The 19,384-nt window shown below is 42.9% G+C and carries 29 protein-coding genes; 21 read left to right on the forward strand and 8 right to left on the reverse strand.

Annotated features, from left to right (window positions below; genetic code table 11):
- Positions 1 to 138: 138 nt before the first annotated feature.
- Positions 139 to 462 (reverse strand): hypothetical protein, encoded by a 324-nt coding sequence (locus ACZ5ZC_RS23460; protein ID WP_054867950.1) that lies wholly within the window; start codon positions 460 to 462, stop codon positions 139 to 141.
- 37 nt (positions 463 to 499) lie between these two features.
- Positions 500 to 1,282 carry a LexA family transcriptional regulator gene (locus ACZ5ZC_RS23465; RefSeq protein ID WP_054867951.1) on the reverse strand — a complete coding sequence of 261 codons (783 nt, stop codon included), beginning with the start codon at positions 1,280 to 1,282 and terminating at the stop codon, positions 500 to 502.
- A gap of 37 nt (positions 1,283 to 1,319) precedes the next feature.
- On the opposite strand from ACZ5ZC_RS23465, the gene ACZ5ZC_RS23470 reads away from it, so the two are divergent.
- The 10 genes from ACZ5ZC_RS23470 to ACZ5ZC_RS23515 are packed head-to-tail and all read left to right on the forward strand — an operon-like array spanning position 1,320 to position 6,118.
- Positions 1,320 to 1,523: a hypothetical protein gene (locus ACZ5ZC_RS23470; RefSeq protein WP_054867952.1), complete on the forward strand. Its 204-nt coding sequence runs from the start codon at positions 1,320 to 1,322 to the stop codon at positions 1,521 to 1,523.
- A gap of 52 nt (positions 1,524 to 1,575) precedes the next feature.
- Positions 1,576 to 2,028: a YmfL family putative regulatory protein gene (locus ACZ5ZC_RS23475; RefSeq protein WP_025501770.1), complete on the forward strand. Its 453-nt coding sequence runs from the start codon at positions 1,576 to 1,578 to the stop codon at positions 2,026 to 2,028.
- Complete coding sequence (locus ACZ5ZC_RS23480) at positions 2,025 to 2,294, forward strand: hypothetical protein (protein ID WP_054867953.1); 270 nt, start codon at positions 2,025 to 2,027, stop codon at positions 2,292 to 2,294. The genes ACZ5ZC_RS23475 and ACZ5ZC_RS23480 overlap by 4 nt, the downstream gene beginning before the upstream one ends.
- Positions 2,294 to 2,458, forward strand: a complete 165-nt coding sequence (locus ACZ5ZC_RS23485) for a hypothetical protein (RefSeq protein WP_171343079.1) — start codon at positions 2,294 to 2,296, stop codon at positions 2,456 to 2,458. Before ACZ5ZC_RS23480 ends, ACZ5ZC_RS23485 begins: the two co-directional genes overlap by 1 nt.
- Positions 2,451 to 2,972 (forward strand): DNA methyltransferase, encoded by a 522-nt coding sequence (locus ACZ5ZC_RS23490; RefSeq protein ID WP_054867954.1) that lies wholly within the window; start codon positions 2,451 to 2,453, stop codon positions 2,970 to 2,972. The genes ACZ5ZC_RS23485 and ACZ5ZC_RS23490 overlap by 8 nt, the downstream gene beginning before the upstream one ends.
- Entirely contained in the window at positions 2,972 to 3,928 is a 957-nt protein-coding gene (locus ACZ5ZC_RS23495) for a helix-turn-helix domain-containing protein (RefSeq protein WP_464932346.1), read from the forward strand. Before ACZ5ZC_RS23490 ends, ACZ5ZC_RS23495 begins: the two co-directional genes overlap by 1 nt.
- A 10-nt stretch (positions 3,929 to 3,938) precedes the next feature.
- Positions 3,939 to 4,151 (forward strand): hypothetical protein, encoded by a 213-nt coding sequence (locus ACZ5ZC_RS23500; RefSeq protein ID WP_054867955.1) that lies wholly within the window; start codon positions 3,939 to 3,941, stop codon positions 4,149 to 4,151.
- On the forward strand, positions 4,145 to 4,843 hold the full coding sequence (locus ACZ5ZC_RS23505; protein WP_464932347.1) for a phage antirepressor KilAC domain-containing protein: 699 nt from the start codon (positions 4,145 to 4,147) through the stop codon (positions 4,841 to 4,843). Before ACZ5ZC_RS23500 ends, ACZ5ZC_RS23505 begins: the two co-directional genes overlap by 7 nt.
- Before the next feature lie 56 nt (positions 4,844 to 4,899).
- Positions 4,900 to 5,151, forward strand: a complete 252-nt coding sequence (locus ACZ5ZC_RS23510; RefSeq protein WP_464932348.1) for a hypothetical protein — start codon at positions 4,900 to 4,902, stop codon at positions 5,149 to 5,151.
- Complete coding sequence (locus ACZ5ZC_RS23515; protein WP_464932349.1) at positions 5,144 to 6,118, forward strand: DUF968 domain-containing protein; 975 nt, start codon at positions 5,144 to 5,146, stop codon at positions 6,116 to 6,118. Before ACZ5ZC_RS23510 ends, ACZ5ZC_RS23515 begins: the two co-directional genes overlap by 8 nt.
- 57 nt (positions 6,119 to 6,175) lie before the next feature.
- Here the strand turns inward: ACZ5ZC_RS23515 and ACZ5ZC_RS23520 are convergent, their stop codons facing one another.
- Together ACZ5ZC_RS23520 and ACZ5ZC_RS23525 are read right to left on the reverse strand one after the other, a co-directional pair.
- Positions 6,176 to 6,643, reverse strand: a complete 468-nt coding sequence (locus ACZ5ZC_RS23520; protein WP_464932350.1) for a hypothetical protein — start codon at positions 6,641 to 6,643, stop codon at positions 6,176 to 6,178.
- A gap of 17 nt (positions 6,644 to 6,660) precedes the next feature.
- Positions 6,661 to 6,975, reverse strand: a complete 315-nt coding sequence (locus tag ACZ5ZC_RS23525; RefSeq protein ID WP_054867957.1) for a hypothetical protein — start codon at positions 6,973 to 6,975, stop codon at positions 6,661 to 6,663.
- Positions 6,976 to 7,524: 549 nt separating this feature from the next.
- Between ACZ5ZC_RS23525 and ACZ5ZC_RS23530 the strand changes: the two genes are divergently transcribed.
- Positions 7,525 to 8,559, forward strand: coding sequence for a hypothetical protein (locus tag ACZ5ZC_RS23530; RefSeq protein ID WP_464932351.1), 1,035 nt, complete (start codon positions 7,525 to 7,527; stop codon positions 8,557 to 8,559).
- A gap of 101 nt (positions 8,560 to 8,660) precedes the next feature.
- On the opposite strand, the gene ACZ5ZC_RS23535 is transcribed toward ACZ5ZC_RS23530, so the two are convergent.
- Both ACZ5ZC_RS23535 and ACZ5ZC_RS23540 read right to left on the reverse strand, forming a co-directional pair.
- Positions 8,661 to 9,368 (reverse strand): hypothetical protein, encoded by a 708-nt coding sequence (locus ACZ5ZC_RS23535; RefSeq protein ID WP_054867960.1) that lies wholly within the window; start codon positions 9,366 to 9,368, stop codon positions 8,661 to 8,663.
- Positions 9,369 to 9,746 carry a hypothetical protein gene (locus ACZ5ZC_RS23540; RefSeq protein ID WP_464932352.1) on the reverse strand — a complete coding sequence of 126 codons (378 nt, stop codon included), beginning with the start codon at positions 9,744 to 9,746 and terminating at the stop codon, positions 9,369 to 9,371. It abuts the gene before it with no gap.
- A gap of 544 nt (positions 9,747 to 10,290) precedes the next feature.
- Between ACZ5ZC_RS23540 and ACZ5ZC_RS23545 the strand changes: the two genes are divergently transcribed.
- Positions 10,291 to 11,364, forward strand: coding sequence for a coiled-coil domain-containing protein (locus tag ACZ5ZC_RS23545; RefSeq protein ID WP_464932353.1), 1,074 nt, complete (start codon positions 10,291 to 10,293; stop codon positions 11,362 to 11,364).
- A gap of 105 nt (positions 11,365 to 11,469) precedes the next feature.
- Here the strand turns inward: ACZ5ZC_RS23545 and ACZ5ZC_RS23550 are convergent, their stop codons facing one another.
- Positions 11,470 to 11,616, reverse strand: a complete 147-nt coding sequence (locus ACZ5ZC_RS23550) for a hypothetical protein (protein WP_464932354.1) — start codon at positions 11,614 to 11,616, stop codon at positions 11,470 to 11,472.
- A 432-nt stretch (positions 11,617 to 12,048) separates the two neighbouring features.
- Between ACZ5ZC_RS23550 and ACZ5ZC_RS23555 the strand changes: the two genes are divergently transcribed.
- The 3 genes from ACZ5ZC_RS23555 to ACZ5ZC_RS23565 are packed head-to-tail and all read left to right on the forward strand — an operon-like array spanning position 12,049 to position 14,403.
- Positions 12,049 to 12,912: a TIGR04255 family protein gene (locus tag ACZ5ZC_RS23555; RefSeq protein WP_464932355.1), complete on the forward strand. Its 864-nt coding sequence runs from the start codon at positions 12,049 to 12,051 to the stop codon at positions 12,910 to 12,912.
- A gap of 7 nt (positions 12,913 to 12,919) precedes the next feature.
- Positions 12,920 to 13,537, forward strand: a complete 618-nt coding sequence (locus ACZ5ZC_RS23560) for a hypothetical protein (RefSeq protein WP_054867964.1) — start codon at positions 12,920 to 12,922, stop codon at positions 13,535 to 13,537.
- Between the two features lie 5 nt (positions 13,538 to 13,542).
- A complete protein-coding gene (locus tag ACZ5ZC_RS23565; RefSeq protein WP_464932356.1) occupies positions 13,543 to 14,403 on the forward strand; it encodes a hypothetical protein in 861 nt (286 codons plus the stop codon).
- A 12-nt stretch (positions 14,404 to 14,415) separates the two neighbouring features.
- Here ACZ5ZC_RS23565 and ACZ5ZC_RS23570 read toward each other — a convergent pair whose 3' ends face one another.
- Positions 14,416 to 14,790: a hypothetical protein gene (locus ACZ5ZC_RS23570; protein WP_262637765.1), complete on the reverse strand. Its 375-nt coding sequence runs from the start codon at positions 14,788 to 14,790 to the stop codon at positions 14,416 to 14,418.
- An 81-nt stretch (positions 14,791 to 14,871) separates the two neighbouring features.
- Here ACZ5ZC_RS23570 and ACZ5ZC_RS23575 point away from each other — a divergent pair, with 81 nt between their 5' ends.
- The 6 genes from ACZ5ZC_RS23575 (at position 14,872) to ACZ5ZC_RS23600 (ending at position 19,383) form a co-directional block, all read left to right on the forward strand.
- The gene (locus ACZ5ZC_RS23575) at positions 14,872 to 15,540 is read left to right on the forward strand and encodes a hypothetical protein (protein ID WP_054867966.1); all 669 of its coding nucleotides are present in this window, start codon (positions 14,872 to 14,874) and stop codon (positions 15,538 to 15,540) included.
- A gap of 155 nt (positions 15,541 to 15,695) precedes the next feature.
- Positions 15,696 to 15,887, forward strand: a complete 192-nt coding sequence (locus tag ACZ5ZC_RS23580) for a phage holin family protein (protein WP_005376950.1) — start codon at positions 15,696 to 15,698, stop codon at positions 15,885 to 15,887.
- Positions 15,874 to 16,353: a lysozyme gene (locus ACZ5ZC_RS23585; RefSeq protein ID WP_054867991.1), complete on the forward strand. Its 480-nt coding sequence runs from the start codon at positions 15,874 to 15,876 to the stop codon at positions 16,351 to 16,353. Before ACZ5ZC_RS23580 ends, ACZ5ZC_RS23585 begins: the two co-directional genes overlap by 14 nt.
- Positions 16,335 to 16,817, forward strand: a complete 483-nt coding sequence (locus tag ACZ5ZC_RS23590) for a lysis protein (protein WP_464932357.1) — start codon at positions 16,335 to 16,337, stop codon at positions 16,815 to 16,817. Before ACZ5ZC_RS23585 ends, ACZ5ZC_RS23590 begins: the two co-directional genes overlap by 19 nt.
- Positions 16,818 to 16,931: 114 nt before the next feature.
- Positions 16,932 to 17,534 carry a hypothetical protein gene (locus ACZ5ZC_RS23595; protein ID WP_464932358.1) on the forward strand — a complete coding sequence of 201 codons (603 nt, stop codon included), beginning with the start codon at positions 16,932 to 16,934 and terminating at the stop codon, positions 17,532 to 17,534.
- A complete protein-coding gene (locus ACZ5ZC_RS23600; RefSeq protein WP_464932359.1) occupies positions 17,422 to 19,383 on the forward strand; it encodes a terminase gpA endonuclease subunit in 1,962 nt (653 codons plus the stop codon). Before ACZ5ZC_RS23595 ends, ACZ5ZC_RS23600 begins: the two co-directional genes overlap by 113 nt.
- Position 19,384: the final 1 nt, after the last annotated feature.

Raw genomic sequence — 19,384 nt, forward strand, 5'->3', positions numbered from 1 at the left:
AGAGCACTAAAAATGAGAACAATAACAACAAATTGAATCAGATAAGCTAGTAATTTCAAATCTTCACCTTTTACCTAATAACAGCTTTAAAATACCCAGTGTTTCTTTTCACTGGAGATGAGTAAGCATCAATGTTCGTTACAGGCTTTCAGAAGTAATACCTTCTGAGGATGTAAATTTACAATCACCTTTAGTATCAAATTCAATGCCATAGCGATCTTTTGGCTCTTTTCTTATAACGACTCCAACCATATCTGAAGCTCGCTTAGGACACTGCCCTTTTATTTCTTTGTACTCGTCCGCAAAATTTTCCAAAGCGGTAATATTCGTTATTTCTAGATCTTTGTCCCACTTTGATTTCTCAATTTCCTTTTGGGATTGTTTGACGTGATCATAAATAAAAGGGCTCGCAATCACAGAGAACCCAATTAAAAGGGCGCCAAACATTATCGACTTGTTCATCTATTACCTCTACCTTAGTCGTCCAACTTAAAGTTGTTTACAACAGTACTGAGTACCAGAATACGCGTCCGACAATAGTGATTTTTTGTTCTAATACCTGCGCTTCGGTGTATTCACGAGCTGGATATTCTATCTCATTGAAACTATATATTCTGAGGCCGCCACCGGGTAGTCGGTATAACTTCTTGATAAAAAGCTCACCATTGTGGTTGATGGCAAAAATCTTGCCTTCCATGAGAGTCTTGTTTCCACAATCAATACCAACGGTTGAGCCATCTGGCAGGACTGGCTCCATGCTGTTTCCATGCACTGCAACGCAGACTGCGTTTTCCGGCTCTACGTTGTAGCGACGAAGGGTAGATTTAGCGAAGCGCAAGCGGAAACCGCTGTCGTGCTCTAAGTCGTTTACGAAGCCGTTTCCGGCAGAAAGTTTTACTTCAGATAAGAATGGCACTGCTACTTCGTCATCCCCAATTGGAGTGCTGCTGTCCCATGCTTGCATATTACCTAATAATTCAGCGTTTCCTTTAGGTTGAGTTTCTTGTTTGCCATATTGCAGCCAATACAAGCTAACGCCCAAATATTCAGCCAGTTCGGCCATTTTATTTTGGCGAGGCATGGACTCGGCATTTAGCCACTTACTAACTGCTTTCGGGGTGACCGCAAGCTTTTTAGCAAGAATTACACCACGCCCATGTTCTTCAATCCCAGCTTTACTACAGGCCTGTGCAAGCCTTTGGGCGAATTCAGATCGCACATTTTCACTTTGAACCATAGGTTCAATAATAAACCCTCTTGCATGTACTATCAGTTCCGTCATAATATGTACCAAATGTTCATTTTAGAGGTAAATAGAAATGTTGAAAGAGGCCATAACTTCCATTGGCACTCAGAAAATTGCTGATCATTGTCATGTAAGCGTTCGTGCAGTGTACAAGTGGTGCGAGAAAGGTTGTTTACCTCGTACCGAATATACAGGTGAAACGAATTACGCGGAGAAAATCGAAGCATTGTCTGAGGGTCGTTATAAGAAAGAAGACCTACTTAGCTTGCCTCGATAGGTTCATTCTTCCAAGTTTTTACGTTTTAAGTAACCACCAATCAAAGGAGCAAATGGTGAATAAGAAAGAGATGGTGAATAAAACCATTGCAGGCGTCACCGGTGGTAAAGAGGCGGTTGCTGCAGTTCTTGGTATGTCGATAGACAGTTTTAACAATCACCTATACGAGAAGAAGGGTTCTCGCTTTTTTAGTGTTGATGAGCTGGTGGAAATGGCTGAGCTAACCAACACCCCATACGTAGCAGAGTACTTTGCTAACCGTGTTAATTGCATGGTGGTAGAGCAACCTGATGTCGCTGAACTGGATACGGTGGATATGTTCGATTGCCACTTACACCTTAATGCTGTGAAAGGGCTTTTGGATAAAACCATTGAAGAAGCAAAAGCGGATGGTGTGTTTGATGCTCGCGAACGTGCGCTCATCGCCCAATTGAAAGCGGAATACCACGCGACTTTCGAAGCCTTCATGCTGAAGCTCGATGCGTTGTACGCGGAGGTTGTATGAAAACAGAAATATTTTGGCAAACCGTTTCACAGATGGCAGACATCACCTGCAGCTCGGCAAAGCTAATGGTGGCGCAGGGCCAATCGTCAGAAGTCTACGAACGTGAGCAAATCCAGCTGTTGAAAGCAAAGTGCGAACGTCGATTACGAGTAATAGATGAGGAAGTGGCTTTAAACCGCGGCAACGGTCTAAAGCCGGGTTGTGATGATTCTCGCGAGGAACAATCACAGCTCACTCAGTCACCAGCAAAGATCACGGAGGAGTGATGGAAAGAATAACACTCAATTATTCATTGTGGTACCACCAAAACCAGTTTTACAAGGTGGAGAAGGGGCAGAGCATCATTCTCACCCATGATGAATTAGCAGACTTGTTTGAAGCAAAGCGCATTTACGTAACTGCTGTTTATAAGGGGATGCTCCGTGGCTAAAGAACGTATCGAACGAGATTTCTATCCAACACCTTCTTGGTGTGTGAAAGCCTTATTGGACTGCATCGAGTTTCGCGAGGGGGACGTTATCTCTGAGCCTTGCCGTGGTGATGGCCGTGTAACGAACGAGCTACCAAGCGAACACACCATCAAGTATGCGGAGCTGGCCGAAGGTATTGATTACCTAAACCCTAAGAAAGACATGTCTGCAGATGTGATCATTACTAATCCACCTTTTAGTTTGGCTTTGGAGTTTATCTCAACGGCTATGACTCGCGACCTACGGCATGACGGCACTATGTGCTTCTTGCTTCGCCTTTCTATGTTGGGCAGTAAAGGTCGTGCAGATTTCTGGCGTTCTTTCCCTTGGACAAACCTACTGATCCTGACACCAAGACCATGCTTTGTTCATGGTGGAAGTGACAACTCTGAGTATGCGTGGATTTGTTGGGATAAAGGAAACCGTATGAAGCGCCCTGCGTTCTGGACGTTGAAGAAAGAAGAGGTGGAATAATGTCAGTTAAGGTAATGAGCTACGTTTGGGACATTCCGAGTTTTAAAGGTTCTGATAAGTTGGTGATGCTTTGCCTAGCTGACCATGCGGATGATAGCGGCCTTTGTTGGCCGTCTATCGATACCATTGCTCGAAAGTCTGGTGTTTCACCTACCACGGTAAAATCTACCCTTAAGAAACTGGAAGCCGCTGGATGGTTATTCAAAAAGAACCAATTCAAAAAAGCGGATACAGGCCGTTTAGTCCGTTCGAATAATCAGTACCAGTTGCCTGTGATGCTTTTGAAGAAGAAAGCAGATGAACAGACAGATTTTGAACAGTCGAATTTCGTCTGTTCAAAAGTCGAACGTTCGAAACTCGAACAGACGAAACAACCTGAGGGGGTAGGTCAAATTCCGGCTGGGGGTAGGTCGGAATCCGGCTATAAACCACCAATAGATCCACCAATAGAACCATCAAGTAAAGATCTTGCTCCAAGCGAATCGCTCGAAGCCGAACCAGCGCTGTTTGAAATTCCTTTGAACAGGAAAGGGCAGTTTCATGGAGTAACTCAACCGGACATCGATCGCTATTCGGATTTGTTTGGTGCAGTGAATGTTCGTGCTGAGCTGAAAAAAATGATCGGTTGGTGCGATGCCAATCCTCGTAAGCGGAAAACCAAGCAGGGTATCGAGAAGTTTATTCAAGGTTGGCTTGGCAGAGAGCAAGACAAAGGTCGTTACCTGCAACCACAGCAAGGCGATACCTCAGTGGATACTCAGGACGAAGTTACCGTGATTCAGCGTGAAGTCGCTTTGCTAGAGAGCTCTATCAACTCAGAAAATCAGCGCATGTTGTACTTGATTGACGCTAAGCGACCTCAGCATGAAGTGGATCCTTCAAAGCGAAAAATCGCGGATTTATCGGCTAAGCGCAGAGAGTTACTGGAGCGTGTTGCGAATCTAGAGGCAGTGTAGGGGGCCAGTAATGGCAAGTAAAAAGGAATTGGTTGATGTAATGAAATCTCGTCGCCGGCTTTGGTCTCCGAGTGAGCTGTGTGACGAATTGGGTATTCACGTTTGTGACTTGGTTAGGTTGGTTAAGGTGGCTCGCCGTTCTGGTGTGGATGTCCGACATGAGAGCAGTGAGCAAACGGGGTTCTCGAGTAAATATTGGTTAGCGGAGGGAGTCGAATGCTAAGTATCAGCACCCAAACAGAGATGACAATGAGTAGTCGAGAGATTGCAGAACTGACAGGTAAGCGTCACGACAATGTTCGACGCACTATAGAAAGTTTGTGGGACTTGTCTTTAATTTCGGTCACTCAATTTGAGGAACCGACCGTAGGCGGAGGGAAGCCAACGAAGGTTTATCATGTTAACGAAGAAGGCTCTTACATCGTCGTGGCGAGACTATCTCCAGAGTTTACCGCGAAAATTGTCAAACGATGGCAAGAGCTAGAAAAACAGTCTCAACCACAAGTTCCTCAAACTTTTGCTGATGCTCTTTTGCTTGCCGCTAACCAAGCTAAGGAACTGGAAGAAAAGAACCAGGCATTAGCCATCGCAGCACCAAAGGCAGAGTTTGCTGATGCTATCGCGGGAGCGGATAAGGGCGTGAAGCTCGGGCAGTTTGCTAAAACGGTAGGTTTGGGGCCGGTCACTATTTTCCGGGTACTTCGCGAGTTAAAGATCTTCATGAGCCGTGGAGACTCTTACAACCTACCGTATCAAGATTACGTCGAACGTGGTTACTTTACGGTGAAGCAGGGCACTTACGAGACGAACTCCCAAACTCGAATCAGCCACACAACATTGATTACCGGAAAGGGTGAAATCTGGCTACGTAAAAAGCTGCTGGAAACAGGTCACTTAAAGGCGGTGGCGGCGTGAGTCAGTTAGAGAAGTTGTTATTGCAGCATATAAGAGCGTTGAAGTTGGAAGTACCTATGTCTGAGTATCGATTTCACGAGACACGCAGATGGCGCTTTGATTTTGCCTATCCCGATCAGCTACTGGCTATCGAAGTAGAAGGTGGGACTTGGAGTAATGGTCGCCATAATCGAGCAAAGGGTTATGAAGCGGATTGTGAGAAATACAACATGGCAGCATTGAGAGGTTGGACTGTTTTGCGTTTTACCGGGGGCATGATCAAAAAGGGGTTAGCGATACAAATGATTGAGGAGGCACTACGTGATTAAGGTAGATATAGATATTGTGCCCACTCTTAACGCGGCAGTGATCGCTCTGACACCAAATACTCAATTGTTAAAGTCATTGCTGGTGGACGGTAAGATTGGTTTAGTGTCACCCGCACAGCAATTGGTTCCGGAAGAGAGGCAAGCTTTAAAACCAACTGATTCGAGTCTAGTGGCATTTTTCTCTCATGAGGAAGTACAAAGCAGAATTGGCCCAACGCATCAGTTTGTTGATTCAATCAACGAATGCCAGTTAAAGGACTCGGGTTACTGCGACCACAATTTAAAAACTCGTAAAACAGGAGAAGGCGCGGTAAGGCTATGCTGGCATCATGATCTTCAAGGGGACAGTGACCCAAACCTTTACTATCACATTGCCCGAATGAACAATGTCGTCCATGGCCTGCAAACGGTGTCTCGTCAGTTACATGGCTTTCAAAAGCCGATTACCGATGTTGACCTGTGCTGGTGGGCGGTTCGCAATGGTGTGTATGAGCTGCTTCCGCAATCGGTTATAGATCGCCAGTTCAAACGAGAGGCTACTGCTAAGCGAGTAGGTGTTAAAGGCAGAGTCGATACTGATGCCAGGTATGTGGTTGAAAGCCAGCGCGACCAGCTCGAGCGATTAGCTAAACCAGTTCTAAAACTGGTCATCGATGACGACCCACCAGCGATGTACCTAAGAAAGCCTAAGCCAATCCGATGGGAGAGTGAGAAGTACCTGTCATTCGTGCGTAAGTTACCCTGTCGCGTATGTGGTAAAACGGCTGGCATAGCTCATCATCTCATAGGCCACGGAGAAGGGAAGATGGGCAGCAAGGCTTCGGACATGTTTACCTTCCCGTTATGTAATGAACACCATCACGAACTGCACCGAGATATGAACACCTGGGAACGCCAACACGGCGATCAACTGTGGCATGTGAAGGAGACGATTAATAGAGCGCTGGTGGTTGGGGCGGTGGGGTGAGCTATGTTATTTAAGAAGGATTGGCTGCTATCGCAGCCAACTGAATATTCTTGTTTATTATTGCCCGTAATATTTTCTACTAAAGCTAGCATTTAAAGGCCCGCCATCATAAAGACAAGAGACGCCAACTTTTAGTTTGTTCTTATGGTCATAATAGGTATGGAAGTGCTTCCGTTCTCTAACTAACTCTAAACTGTTCGGATCTATACCTAAGGCACGTAAGATTCTACTGGAATTAAAGCTTCTTGTTTGGTCACATGGTGATGTTTCATTAAAGCTAACGTCAACGTAACTCACAACAACTCCGTCACTTGACTCGAACAGAAAGTGATGATTATTAGTGTCAATGATAACGTTGCCAACTGAATTGGGTTCTGTTGAAAATTTTTGAGCTACAGTATTTGCTTGTTGTCCTATATAAGTATAGGGCTGCTGATATTCATCACCTACCGGGATTAAATCTTTTTCTTGGCCACATCCAAACAACGCAATAGTTGATAGCAGTAAAAGTCCAAGTGTTTTCATAAATCACCTGTAAGTTATTATTTTTTATAATAAAATGAATTGTTGAGATTTAAGTTCTCTAGAGCTTTTTCCATGCGTTCGAAGAAATCTTGAATTTCTTTGACACTAAAATCATTTTTGTCACATTGAGTTATCTTTATGGGTTGGGCTCTAAGCGAAGGTGTATCAAGGTACTCCATAATATGTTCTTTTCCTTTGAGAGAAAAAACTAGGCAGCATTCTTCATTTTTACATTCAAGAACATCTCCAGAAGCCATCCTCAGCAATTGATTTGTGAGGTTTTTTTCAATTAATGGTACACCTTGGTAATCGATCTTAAACATTCCGTTCATGAGTTTCCCTTGTTTTAAGTGTATGTGCTGTTCGAAGACTTGTAATTAAGCTTCAAAGAGAACTATATGCAACTAGATTATACTAAAGGTGGTAAATAAATTGCCTGGCCTATGTCCGGTTACCTAGTTCATGATTGAGGTAAAACTCACGTTTCGAATAAATTACTTAGTAAAATTTATAGGTATTATTCTTTTTACAACCAAACCACATTGTTCTTGGTGTCTTGATCTGCGTTTTTATCCAAGTAATGCTTTACCTCTCCATCATAAAGTAGGATGAAACACTTCCGTTTAGGTACCTCCATACAAGGTAGTGGTATTAACCTTGACATGTGAAGGAGACAATTAATAGGTCGCCGTTGGTAGGGGCGGTGGGATGACTGCATACAAACCTAAAGGACACAGATAATAGTTTTTCGCTTTCGCCGTTCTACTAAATGGTAAAGTAATGTAAAAAACGCTAGTTATTAAATGGTTATATGCGTTTTGGTTCTTATCGTGTAATATAAAACCTATTATCAATACGTCGTGATTAAGGTTTAGTTATCAATGAATAAAGTTATGATTCCTATCGCCGCTGTTATTGCTTTAGGTGCAATTGGTTTTGTAAACAAAGATGCTATCTATGAAAAGTACTTACAGACACAAGTAAACAAAAATCTTGTCGTAGATAAAGGCATGGTTGGCTATTGTGGGCATATCATTGAGGACACCGAAACTCCTAAGCAGTTAGTTGAACGAGTAAAAAACCAGTTCAATGGGGCTGCATCTTTCAGAAAAATCGTTGCTACTTCTAATGAGGTGCTAGTTGATACTGATGAAATAGAAAAAATTAATAAGAAAATCAGTGATTGGGGATGGCAAAGTGATGAGTACTTAGCGGAGCGGATTGCTGATTACAAAAATATGTCTTACATGAAAGATTCACTTGAAGAGTATCTTGCAATACAGAAGCACAGGCAATCAGTCGAATACACAAAAGAAGAGTTGATTACAGAGCGTGATGCTCTTCGTGACGCTGTTTATATTAGTAGAAAGCAAGAGTTAGAAGGCAAAATTTCTCAACTTGTTGATCAATTTTCTTGTGAATTGGACGACGAGTCATTTGAAAGTGAGAAGTACGTAATTTTTGATTCCCTAGATAGAGCACTGCCGGATGAAAAAAAGGCAGAGTTTGAAGCATTGCATAAAGAGCGAGCCAAGTTAGGCCTAGTGAATGCAGTTGAACCATTGGAATCTTTTACAAACAAGTTTTACAAATTTATTAATGATGCTGTTGCTGAAATCAAAATTATTGATTCCAGCACCTCTGTCGAAGATTTCAGAATAACTAATGTACTTACTGTGGCCTCGACAAGCCCATTTGGTAAAAAGCAGCGCTATGACGTGGGTTGTGAAGCTTATTCAATAGGAGTTAACCCAATCTTTGGTTCGGCTAGTGTCTCTAATTGTTTTTTCCGCAAGTCGGGAGAAACATTTGGTGATCGTATATATTTGTACGATTTACAAATAATGGTTGAAGACTATAACAACGAAGAACAATGGGACAAAGCTAGGAAAGCTTTCCTTGAAAAGTTAGATTAAAGCATTAGTTAGGCTACTTTACTCCTGCGTAGCGTAGCGTAGCGTAGCCTGGCTTTAAGCTGCGCAGACAAAGGTGTTGACAGGCAGAAGGCCCAAATTTGTTACTTATTTCTGACACCACACTCAGAATTTAATAACTGACCAACTTCTATAAGTCGATTTTTTACGTCGAACCCATATTTCAACACATCGATCGCCCATTTTCGTCCATAAAAACAGCCATAGTAAGAAAAAGGTTTAATTCTTATTGATGCTCGACCTTCACGTAAATCTAATTGACGATTAAATTGAACAAGGTTTCGGTGTTTGATTGTATTAACAAAGCTATTTACATACTGATACTCATAACTAGCTAAGATTTTTTCTAGTTCAGTTTTAACATTCCCTTCGGGTAAAGCATCGTACACCTTACCAATGTCACATGTGTGAATTGGTAGAGGTTCATGTACCAAAAGAGCATTTAGTAATTGAGCGAGAATATCATACATCGAACGTGCATTTTGAAGAGCTGCATGCAAATGCGCTTGCGCACCGATCACTTCATTCTCTAAATCGTTTTTTTCAGAGTCCAATGTAAAAACTAGCCTCATAGCCATTTCGGGATCGTCTGAATCTAATTTACTGATTAGACTGAATGCTTCAGCTTTGTGGTACTCGAATATATCAATAGCACGAGTTACAGAATCAAGGTACTCAATGTAATGTTCTGGTTGCTCTCCAAGTGAATCAAGATGATGTTTTAACGATCTAATATTCCAAACGTTTTCACTGAGTACATCTCCCTCTGGAGCAGTTTGTTCAGTATGCACTTATTCCACCGACATGTTCATATTATGTTTGGTGTTAGTTTCTGCAAAGTTCACAACAACGCCATTTTCCAGAAGAATATCAAGCATATGTGTTGATATGTCTGATGTTGTTTTCATTGTGAAAGCTTGCGATGATGCGCTTCCACCAGTATAGGAATATACCCATTTTTCTCCAGTTTCGCTGACTACTGATTTTACTGAGGGCTCACCAAAAATTCTTATCAGATCAGCTTTAGTAGTAACTTTTTTTTCAATTTTTGCTACTTGCTCCGATGTAAATTGCGTACCGTAATCAACATTAGATTTATAAACGCAACCAGATAACGTGATTGCTGAAGCTGCTAAAAAAGCTGCAAGTCGTAGAGATTTATTTTTCATACATACCAACCGAGTTAAATATAGTAATTTGAATTAGAAAGCACATGATGTTTGTTGGAACTTAGCCAAACTCAAATATTAAGATATAAATTAATATCAGTACGTTAGACTACATTCTATTGAACTAGATTGCATATTTTAGGCTTGCTTTGATAACGCTGATCACAATTTAGATATTCAAATAGGCACGTATAGCTAAACCACGTTGTTCTTGGTGTATTGGTCGGCGCATTTGTTTAAATAGTGATATGGGCCGTGGCATGTGAAAGATATGATTAATAGTGCGCTGGTGGCCGGGCGATTGGAGCAAAATAGAGTTATTGGTGTTTTTCTTAACAGGTAAGACTAGTAATTTGTATTTCATAAATTTCCTTTTTGTCAGTAGCATAAGTTTGCTATTAACGCTTATCACCCAAAACCCTCTGAAAACATCTCAAAAATGACATACGTTGCATACTTTGTATCTCTATAGTCGTTTTATTGTACAGCAGTCAGCTGCGTATATGTCTGTAACAACCAAACAACTACGTCAGAGGAGAAGAGTATGAATAGTAAATTAGGCATCGGAGCATTAAGCCTATTAGCTCTGAGCATTATGGCTTCACCAACTTTTGGAAAAAGCAGTGCCAAAGTCAATGGTGGTACCACGCCGGAAGGTAAGCCTTTTGTATACGTCGGTGAACAAATTGAAGTGATTGAAGCCGTTCAACTTTCTCTACAAGATCAAATAGATGATCTTGTAGGTAAAGTATCCACCATGGAAGAGCTTTTGGAAGCAACGGAAGACGCTATTGTCTTGTTACAAGCTAGAGATCTCGCTTTACAAGCATTAATCGAATCAAATGCAGGTAACATCACCGATTTGCAGGGCGAGATAACGCGCCTTAATACAGAACTTCAGCAACTCTATCTCGACATGGCGAATGGCGATTCAACTCTGCAATCACAAATTAATAACCTCCGTTTTCTTATTGGAGCGCTTCAGTTAGCCGTTTCAGACCTAAACACTCTACAAGCGCAGATTGATGCATTGGAAACCGAAAACGCTAACCTCAGATTAGAAATGGAAGCAGGGGACTCGTCACTTCAATCACAAATTGATTCCAACAACAGTTTGATTACTAATCTTGAAAGTCAAATTGACTCAATCGGTCGTCTGGAATCACAAATTGACGCTAACAATTCTTTAATCGATGCATTGATCGGGCAGGTTAATTCGTTATCTATTAGCATAGATCGATACTCAAGTTACATGAATAGAGAGTGCCCAACAGGAGAGTTCTTACACTCTACGAATGCTGATGGTTCTTACGTATGTGAAGTTGATAGCGGAACTGGTGGGAGTGCAGGATTTCGCCAATTTAGAGCTTATACACAGGTAGTTATGACTGGGAACTCACATAGTTCTGTTGTTGCCACATGCCCAACTGGAAGTATCGTGACAGGGGGAGGGTATACATCACCAACATATCGAGATGTATTTATACATGAGTCGAGGCCTGTAGCCGATTTGGGGGATCCTACAGTTAACACTAACGGCTGGTATGTTTCTGGATATAATTACAATGAACCCAGTTTTGTAATGTCCGCTACAGCACTTTGTCTAATGCCATTGTAAGTAATGCATACCGCAAGAACCCTTTCATTTTGAGCGGCGAGCTTGAGTTGGTAAAGCTTAAGTTCGCCATCGTTGAGTCAGATCAATCACGCTTTCTTTTCGCGTTCACACCACCAAGGCCTCAATTCTATCCACTCTTTGATTCGGTATAACTGCCCCCACTATTTCAGCAACTAATGGACCAATGATCGGTATCGCACCAACCACTCCCTTACCTAAGATTGCTGCAACGTCTGATTTAGTTGTGCTCACTTTTTCCTCCACAGCGTTTATTTCTGTTCTGGGTATAGGTGATCAAAGATATGAGTAAAGATTTTAGTATGCAACTAGTCTTTTGTTTATGGATTGGTTCTGTTAGAAGTCCGAGGATAGGCGAAATTTGTCTAGGAGATCGGGGGGAGTCCATTTGAGCCTTCAAGTGACTATTCATGGTGAGGCACAACGCTGGCTTCTATGGCTATTGCATAGCGTTTATAGTGAAAGTTTTGAACTTTATCGCATATTTTCCTCTCTAGTGATGCCAGTTTTATTTAAGGGGTAATCTACATTTAGCGTTTGGTGATGGTTTTTATACTACATATGGTATGTGAATGGCTGTAACAAAAAAAAACTTGAAAGTTACTTTTATACAATCTCATTAAGTGTATATTTAAGTGTATAATTCATCGTATATCTGAGTGTAAAATGACTAAATTCATTCTTGAAAAAACACCATTAGTCATGGTGTTAGTAGATTTGCGTTTTACTAATTTACCTGAATCTACGTTTATAAAGTGCGCAGAGGATTTTGAGGTAAAGCTTTTTGAGGCGGGATTGTCTATATCTAAAAGCACAGATGCCAATCAATTTGACATAAAACATAACGCTGCAGATCCTCAAAGTGAACCTCAAATCACTAAAAAAGTTATCAAACGCTTCGACTACCTAAACATTGCCCGTGAACGAGGTGTTACTTTAACCAATGGCTCGCTCACTTTTCGTTCGAGCAAGTATACTTGTTTTGAAGATTTTAGTGAGAATTGGAGTGATGTCTTGGATGCATTTTTTAGTTGTTTTAAAGGGATAGAAAATGCTGGCATGATTCGTTTAGGTTTGAGGTATATGGACGCATTTATCACTCCAAAACAGAACGTGTTTGATTTCATTAGTCATCATTGGTTGTCTCCACAGCAGTTAGAATCCGATGAAAATTCGTTTAATGCTTCGCGCAGCTTAAGGAAGACGGAACATGGTATTCTGAGAGTTGAGCTGGAAGAGAGACTTCCTAACAATGGAATGATAAATACGTTACCAAATGATATTGTTGATCCAGACGAAGTAAGCTTGAACCTAGAGATTAAAGAGCATTGGAAAGAAGCTAAAGATGAGCGATATGTGATTGTAGATATAGATCACTCTTGCAATTTTGCTAAAAATCTTCAGCCACTTAGTCGCCAGAATATTGATAGCCGACTAGAAGGGCTTTATCGTGAAAGCTCAGAAACTTTCTGGACATTACTTTCTGGTCATGCAAAAGAGCAGTGGGGCAAAAAACCTATAAATATATGAGGCACCTATGACAGCTTTAATGAACAGTTCTAATGCTGTATTTGTAGACAATACAGCACGTTTTTCAGGCTCCACTAGTGATCAGTTTGGTCTTGGATTTAGTGACATACTGGATACAACCCGTGAAATCTGGAATAGATTATCTGACGTGTATCGCTCCGGTGATATTGCTGTATTTGATGCTGATGTAGCGATACAAACTGAGGTAAATGAATCTATAGTAGATCCCTCATACATGGTAAATGTGCTTATCGGTGCAATTGGTCTTGGTATTACGGACTTGGAAAATGTGCTGCGAGTAAAAAGAGCTACTATTTATAACTGGCGTAAAGGTGGTGAGGTTCGCGGAGATGCCAGCATAGAAAGGCTGAAATCGGTTTATCATATTGCAAATCAAATCGCTGAGTTTAATGATCGTCCTTTTGGTCGTCGTGCAAAAACTCATATATTAGAGGGTAAAACCTATCTCCAGTTACTAAGTGAAGATGTTCTCGATGAGCGAGCAATAGTCCACCATGCAGCGATTCTTTCAGGACAAGAAAATGCGCGCGTCAAGGCAGCACAAGCAGTGGAGCATGAATCTAATGATATTGAACAGTTATCCGGTGGGTGGCAGAGACTGTGAAAGGTATGCGCGAGACTATTTATTCAAACGGATGGAAGCAAGGTAGTGTAATAGAGTTTCAGGCAATTAAAGACCTAGAGGCCAAAGAAGGTTTTGTATCTCCTTTGGTCTCACTACCAAAAGACAAAGTAAAGAAACCTGGAAGTGCTTTATTAGTAGCTATCAATATGAGCTGTGATGTTGTTTTTGGAAAGCCAGATCAGTTGCCTCATGTAAAGTTTTTGCTTTGTCAGCCAAATAAAGGCGGGAAGGTAAACTCTGAGCTAGGTGACCCGAGACAGTTTGTTTTAGATATTGAAGGTGAATCTTATCTTTTTAGAATGAAAGATAGGGTTTTTGTACCAGTTGAGTTCTTACAACATCTGGCTCCAAAAGATCAATTGTCTGAAGATAGCTTGAACTCATTAATTCGATGGAAGGTTGCTCAGTTTAATCGACTAGGTCTGCCAGAGTCCTTGGCGAGCCGCGTGATGGATATTTTTAATGCCCCTGAATTGGACAACTGGTTTGGGCAAAATTCTCAATATTTAGAAGGTATTTTCATTGAGGTAAACCCAAGAGGAGAAGAGCTCCCGGACACAGAAAAGTATCAAATTGGCGTAGTAGCTGTAGTGAAGTCCAAGGAGGCTAAGGGAACGAAGCTGTTTGATATCCATGAGGATTTGGACAAGCTCATAATTGAGCGCTTAAAGGGTGTAAATAATCTTCACGTTTTAAATGATACCGAAGAATACCAAGATCAATGCATAGAAACTGTCATGTCATCTAGTGACTTTACTTATGACATGCTTAAGGTATTCAGAAGATATTACTTAGATCATTACTCTTTGGATCCAGAGGATAACACTGCACCAGTAGGGGTGTAATGATATTAATATTCACAACCAAACTACATTATTTTTGGTGTCTTGGTCGGCGTTTTTGTCTAGGTAGTGTTTCACTTCTCCATCATAGAGCAAGATGAAACACTTCCCGTTTAGGTACGTTCCCACGAGGTAGTGGTTTCTCGGAATGGTATAAACGACTTTGTGACCGTCATCATCAGAGCATAGCGCAGACACATCCATTATCTTCAGACGCCTTACACCCACAACGTTGCCCACTTCCATAAAGCCGCCAAAAGGGATTGTCTTCCAGTCGCCATTAGCCATCAACACCGATACTTTATCTTCGGTGCTGTTGTATCCACATGGGCCATCTGGACCTATGCGGTAGATACGGTGTCCTACTAAGCGTTGAATCGTTTTGTACATGCTTTAAACTAAGAGTTATACTGTTCTTATATACAGTATAACTGCGTATGTTTATGTATCCAAACTTGTACAGGGAATATTATGGGATTAGCGACTAACGTTGAAACGTGGCCTATGCCTGCAGCAATTGGTATGGCTACGGAAGGCATCAAGGCAAAGTATAATGACGGTTCTGGTGGCGGCGGAGGCTTCGGGGCTGCTGACTATCAAATGGCATCTCGAATTGATGGCGCAAAAGTGCTTTTAACGTTAGATAGAATGCAAAAGAAAGCAGCACATTTGGCTGATTGGAGTCTATACGCTTACGCATCACCGCTCTGGAACTCGAAAGAAAACAAGAAGCGCCTGGTGGAAAGTGTGTTGAATGATTGGGTCGTTCTTTCATCTGAGCAAGGCATGATTGTTCAGAAGCGAACCTATCTCAAAGTTAAAGCGCTCATCAGTACTATCGCTGGAAATATTGCGCTCGAGCAATTGGCTGGTGCTCAGACTTACTTCGATCATGATGGTATTCAATATATGCCAAGTGTTAGCCGTCAGTTCCTAATCAAAGCGCTGGTGGAAGTAGATTGTAAAGAAAAGAATATTGAGTCTGATGGGTTCAGAAAGAAACGTACTCGCTATTACCAAAACCACTGGTCTGAATGGGAAAAGCACATTGAAGTGATTCGTACCTTGCTTATTAACTACGACAAGTCCGCGCGAAAATTATTCAAAAAAGAGCTTGAAAATAAAAACGGGGCAATTTAATGTATATATATCCATTATGGATAAGTACACAGTATTGAAAATGACCGCCACTTAGGCGGTTTTTTTGTGCCTATCATAAATTCTCGAAAACCTCGCCTCGGCGGGGTTTTTTCATTTTCACCCAAGCAAAAGGGCACTCCAGTACGGGGGTGAGTATGCGTATGAACGAAAAGATATCCAGCGCCCTATCTTATTTTTGGAATGGGGTAATAGGAGTGTTTGGGTCTATATCTGCAGATGGTTATACGGTGCTGATTGCTTTGGCTGGCATGCTCATTACTGCCTGGATTAACAACTACTGGCAGAAAAAGCGCTTTGAAAAGGACTATGGCGATGAAGCACCTTAATTCTGCAGTCAAGATGTTAGCAGCCGCAGGAGCTTCGGCTCTTATTATGGCGACAACAATGGTAAAGCCAATGGAAGGTGTTCGGTTTACTTCTTACATCGATGTCGCTGGTGTTCAAACTGTGTGTTACGGCCATACAGGAACAGACATCATCCCGGACAAAGTCTACTCACAAGCTGAGTGTGATGCGTTGCTTGCGTCTGACTTGGCTGATGTTAAACGAATGGTCGACCCGATGATTCACGTTGAAATTCCTGAGACGACACGAGCAGCTCTCTACTCTTTCACGTTTAACGTTGGTATTGGCTCATTCTCACGATCGACGTTACTGAAGCTGCTCAACAAAGGTGAGTGGCATGCAGCATGTGACCAGCTTAAACGATGGGTATATGCAGCAGGCAAACCATGGAAAGGGTTGATGAACCGACGCGATATAGAGAGGGAAGTATGCCTAATGCAAAGCTGACAGTATGGGTGACAGCTATTGCGGTAGTAGTGGTTGCGACACTCTCGGCAGCATTGTTCGTGGAAAGCAGTCGGGCTGATATCGCTGAAAGCCAGCTGACCTCAGCAAAGGGCGAGATTCAGGGCTATATCGCAGCATTACACCAGCAGCGAGTTCAAATTCAATCCTTCAACCAATTGGGAGAGAAGCATGCAGCAGAGCTATCCGAAGCAAAAGAAGAGATTGATCGTCTTAGCGATAGTCTCAGCACTGGCCCTGAGCGGGTGTATGTCCAGGCAGATTGCCCAGCAGTGCCCGAAGCCACCAGCACCAGAAGCGTGGGCAATGCAAACACCCCAAGACTTGGAGCAGCAGCTGAACAAGATTATCTACGTCTCAGAGGAATGATGATAGAGAACGAGCAGCAGACAAAGTACTTACAGGATTACATCAGGACCCAATGCCTAGCAGAAGATCAGCCATGATCGCGGGTCCTTCTGGGGATCCTGAGTTACCACGGGGGTTCGACCTCGCAGAAAAGCTCTCGTTAAAAAATTTTTTTATTTTGGAGGTTTCCGGTTTCCGGTCAAAAACCATGAATGAGCGAACTATTCAATCCCAGCAAGAAGTACACGCAAGAGGATATAGCGAAGCTCCTTGGCATTTCATCTAGACAGGTCCGAAACCTTACGCAAGAAGGGTTCCTGCCTGCTGCTATTGGTCGAAGTGGCATGGACCCGCTAGCGTGTAATCATGCTTACATTACGTATTTAAGGCGGTCTAAGTCCGGGACTCCAAAACCGGAAACCGAGCAAGAAGATGAGGAAACGTTCGCAAAACTAGAACGAGATCTCAAGATAGAAGAACGGCGCGAAAAGTTGGCGATGCTAAAAGCCAAACGCGTGTTGTTTGAAAAGAGTTACGCACCAATAGACGTCATCGTTGATACCTTAGAACAGGTATGCGCCAGAATAGGTACACGCCTCGACACCCTCCTTCCCAAACTAAAGAACGCATGGCCAGACATGCCACCCGAATCGGTGGAAGTGTTAGAGGCTGTGATTGCTGCTGTATTAAATGAGTGTGCCGATGTTCAACCAAACCTCTCCGATTACATTGAAAGCGATCCAGACGAAAGTCCGTCGTGGCTTGATGGGGATGAGGAGAACAATCGCCATCAAGGGGTCGGAATGGGCAAATAAGCATTTCCGGTTAGCGGCGGGCTCTTCTCAGGAAGAAGGCTTTTGGGAAACACTGCCTTTGCAGGTGGTGCCACTCAATATGATGTGTAACCGCGCCATATCCGAGCTGACCATGCAAAAGTCGGCGCGTGTTGGCTGGTCAAAACTGGTCGTTGCCGCCAACTCTTGTCTGCATGCTCAGTTTAAAACCAACACCGTGATTTACGTGCCGACAGAGAACGATGCCAAAAATATCTCTGTCACTGAAATCGATGCAGCCTGGCAGGAAATGCCGATCATGCCTCAAATCTTTCCAGCCTTATTTGCCAAAGACCATCGAAACACCGTTTCCTACAAACAGGGAACAGGTTGGTCGTTACACGTTCTTGGTACATCCACACCGCGAAACATGCGTGCTCTGACTAAAGGTGCTTTGTTCGGTGATGAGATAGATGGTTGGGACTGGGAGGTTGGTAAAGAAGGTAACCCAATCGACCTCGCCAGGATGCGTTTGGAAGGCGCTGCTTTTCCAATGGCAAGATGGGGAACCACACCGACGAATACAGGCGAATCTCACGTAGAACGCCTGATGAAAAAGATGGAACTGACCTTTCGCTTCTATCTACCGTGTCCACATTGTGGAACCGAGCAGGTTTTAGAGTGGGGCAGCAAAGAAGACAAACACGGTTTTAAGTGGGACAACACTCAGCCAAGCATCGAGAAGAAATCGAAAACTGCTTATTACAGTTGTGTGCATTGTGATGAGCCAATTTACTACAAGCACCTTTACAAAATGGAGCTGGCAGGCCGTTGGATTGCAGAGGATGGAACATGGACACGCGATGGCTATGACTTCTTCGATATTGACGACAACCCTGAGCAAACACCAAGCAGCGTCGGTCTCCACATCTGGTCAGGCTACAACACCAAATTAAGCGCAGGCTGGCGAGGCATTGTTCGTGATTTTCTCAATAAGAAAGACGATCCAAGCCAGCTAAAAACGTTCGTCAACCTAACACTTGGTGAGCTATGGGAAGGTGAGAACGGTGACAAGCTGGATTGGGAACAACTCAAAGCTCGCAGAGAAATCTGGTGGGCAGAGGTTCGCAAGAGCAACCCCGTTCCAGACAGGGCAGTGGTCTTAACAGGAGGCATTGATACTCAGGATGATCGTATCGAGCTCTATGTTTGGGCTTGGGGACCCGGTGAAGAATGCTGGCTTGTCGAGCACATCGTTTTACTCGGTGATTTGTCTAGCCAGGTCTTAAAAGATGCGGCAGGAAAGGCACTGTATCGAACCTACAAAAAGCGCAATGGCGAAGTCATGGACGTTAAGCTTTGGTGTTGGGATGCCATGGGCCATAAAACCGATGACGTTTACCAGATGAGCCGAACACACGGTGTCATGTGGGTGATCCCAATTCAAGGTGAAAACCAATACGGCAAGCCGATACAAAACTTCCCTCGCAAAAAGAACAACAAGAAAGTTTACCTCACAAGGCTTGGTACCGACGGCATCAAGCAACGACTTTATAGCCGCTTGTGCTTAATCCCAAAAGGCAACGAACCCGTACCAGGGTGCATTCATTTTCCACTGGATGATGACATAGCCGGTGATGAGTTCTTCAAGCAGCTTTGCTCAGCGAATAAGAAGTTAGAGCACGACAAATCAGGCCGACAAGTTTGGCGATGGCACAAACAGTACCACCCATACGATGAAGCATTGGATGGCTGGGTTTATGCATATGCCGCTTTAAACATTCTCATTCAAAAGTTCGGTTTAGAACTGGAAGAGCCGCAAGCACAAGAACAGCCAAAATCATCTGGTCTCAGCATTGCTGAGTTGGCCGCACGATTGAAAGGTGGATAGA

Source organism: Vibrio sp. JCM 18905 (assembly GCF_055393305.1).

Coding starts and splice junctions, on each gene's coding strand:
- ACZ5ZC_RS23460 (WP_054867950.1), bottom strand. CDS start 462: ATGAACAAGTCGATAATGTTTGGCGCCCTTTTAATTGGGTTCTCTGTG.
- ACZ5ZC_RS23465 (WP_054867951.1), bottom strand. CDS start 1,282: ATGACGGAACTGATAGTACATGCAAGAGGGTTTATTATTGAACCTATG.
- ACZ5ZC_RS23470 (WP_054867952.1), top strand. CDS start 1,320: ATGTTGAAAGAGGCCATAACTTCCATTGGCACTCAGAAAATTGCTGAT.
- ACZ5ZC_RS23475 (WP_025501770.1), top strand. CDS start 1,576: ATGGTGAATAAGAAAGAGATGGTGAATAAAACCATTGCAGGCGTCACC.
- ACZ5ZC_RS23480 (WP_054867953.1), top strand. CDS start 2,025: ATGAAAACAGAAATATTTTGGCAAACCGTTTCACAGATGGCAGACATC.
- ACZ5ZC_RS23485 (WP_171343079.1), top strand. CDS start 2,294: ATGGAAAGAATAACACTCAATTATTCATTGTGGTACCACCAAAACCAG.
- ACZ5ZC_RS23495 (WP_464932346.1), top strand. CDS start 2,972: ATGTCAGTTAAGGTAATGAGCTACGTTTGGGACATTCCGAGTTTTAAA.
- ACZ5ZC_RS23500 (WP_054867955.1), top strand. CDS start 3,939: ATGGCAAGTAAAAAGGAATTGGTTGATGTAATGAAATCTCGTCGCCGG.
- ACZ5ZC_RS23505 (WP_464932347.1), top strand. CDS start 4,145: ATGCTAAGTATCAGCACCCAAACAGAGATGACAATGAGTAGTCGAGAG.
- ACZ5ZC_RS23510 (WP_464932348.1), top strand. CDS start 4,900: ATGTCTGAGTATCGATTTCACGAGACACGCAGATGGCGCTTTGATTTT.
- ACZ5ZC_RS23520 (WP_464932350.1), bottom strand. CDS start 6,643: ATGAAAACACTTGGACTTTTACTGCTATCAACTATTGCGTTGTTTGGA.
- ACZ5ZC_RS23525 (WP_054867957.1), bottom strand. CDS start 6,975: ATGAACGGAATGTTTAAGATCGATTACCAAGGTGTACCATTAATTGAA.
- ACZ5ZC_RS23530 (WP_464932351.1), top strand. CDS start 7,525: ATGAATAAAGTTATGATTCCTATCGCCGCTGTTATTGCTTTAGGTGCA.
- ACZ5ZC_RS23540 (WP_464932352.1), bottom strand. CDS start 9,746: ATGAAAAATAAATCTCTACGACTTGCAGCTTTTTTAGCAGCTTCAGCA.
- ACZ5ZC_RS23545 (WP_464932353.1), top strand. CDS start 10,291: ATGAATAGTAAATTAGGCATCGGAGCATTAAGCCTATTAGCTCTGAGC.
- ACZ5ZC_RS23555 (WP_464932355.1), top strand. CDS start 12,049: ATGACTAAATTCATTCTTGAAAAAACACCATTAGTCATGGTGTTAGTA.
- ACZ5ZC_RS23560 (WP_054867964.1), top strand. CDS start 12,920: ATGACAGCTTTAATGAACAGTTCTAATGCTGTATTTGTAGACAATACA.
- ACZ5ZC_RS23565 (WP_464932356.1), top strand. CDS start 13,543: ATGCGCGAGACTATTTATTCAAACGGATGGAAGCAAGGTAGTGTAATA.
- ACZ5ZC_RS23570 (WP_262637765.1), bottom strand. CDS start 14,790: ATGTACAAAACGATTCAACGCTTAGTAGGACACCGTATCTACCGCATA.
- ACZ5ZC_RS23575 (WP_054867966.1), top strand. CDS start 14,872: ATGGGATTAGCGACTAACGTTGAAACGTGGCCTATGCCTGCAGCAATT.
- ACZ5ZC_RS23580 (WP_005376950.1), top strand. CDS start 15,696: ATGCGTATGAACGAAAAGATATCCAGCGCCCTATCTTATTTTTGGAAT.
- ACZ5ZC_RS23585 (WP_054867991.1), top strand. CDS start 15,874: ATGAAGCACCTTAATTCTGCAGTCAAGATGTTAGCAGCCGCAGGAGCT.
- ACZ5ZC_RS23590 (WP_464932357.1), top strand. CDS start 16,335: ATGCCTAATGCAAAGCTGACAGTATGGGTGACAGCTATTGCGGTAGTA.
- ACZ5ZC_RS23595 (WP_464932358.1), top strand. CDS start 16,932: ATGAGCGAACTATTCAATCCCAGCAAGAAGTACACGCAAGAGGATATA.
- ACZ5ZC_RS23600 (WP_464932359.1), top strand. CDS start 17,422: ATGTTCAACCAAACCTCTCCGATTACATTGAAAGCGATCCAGACGAAA.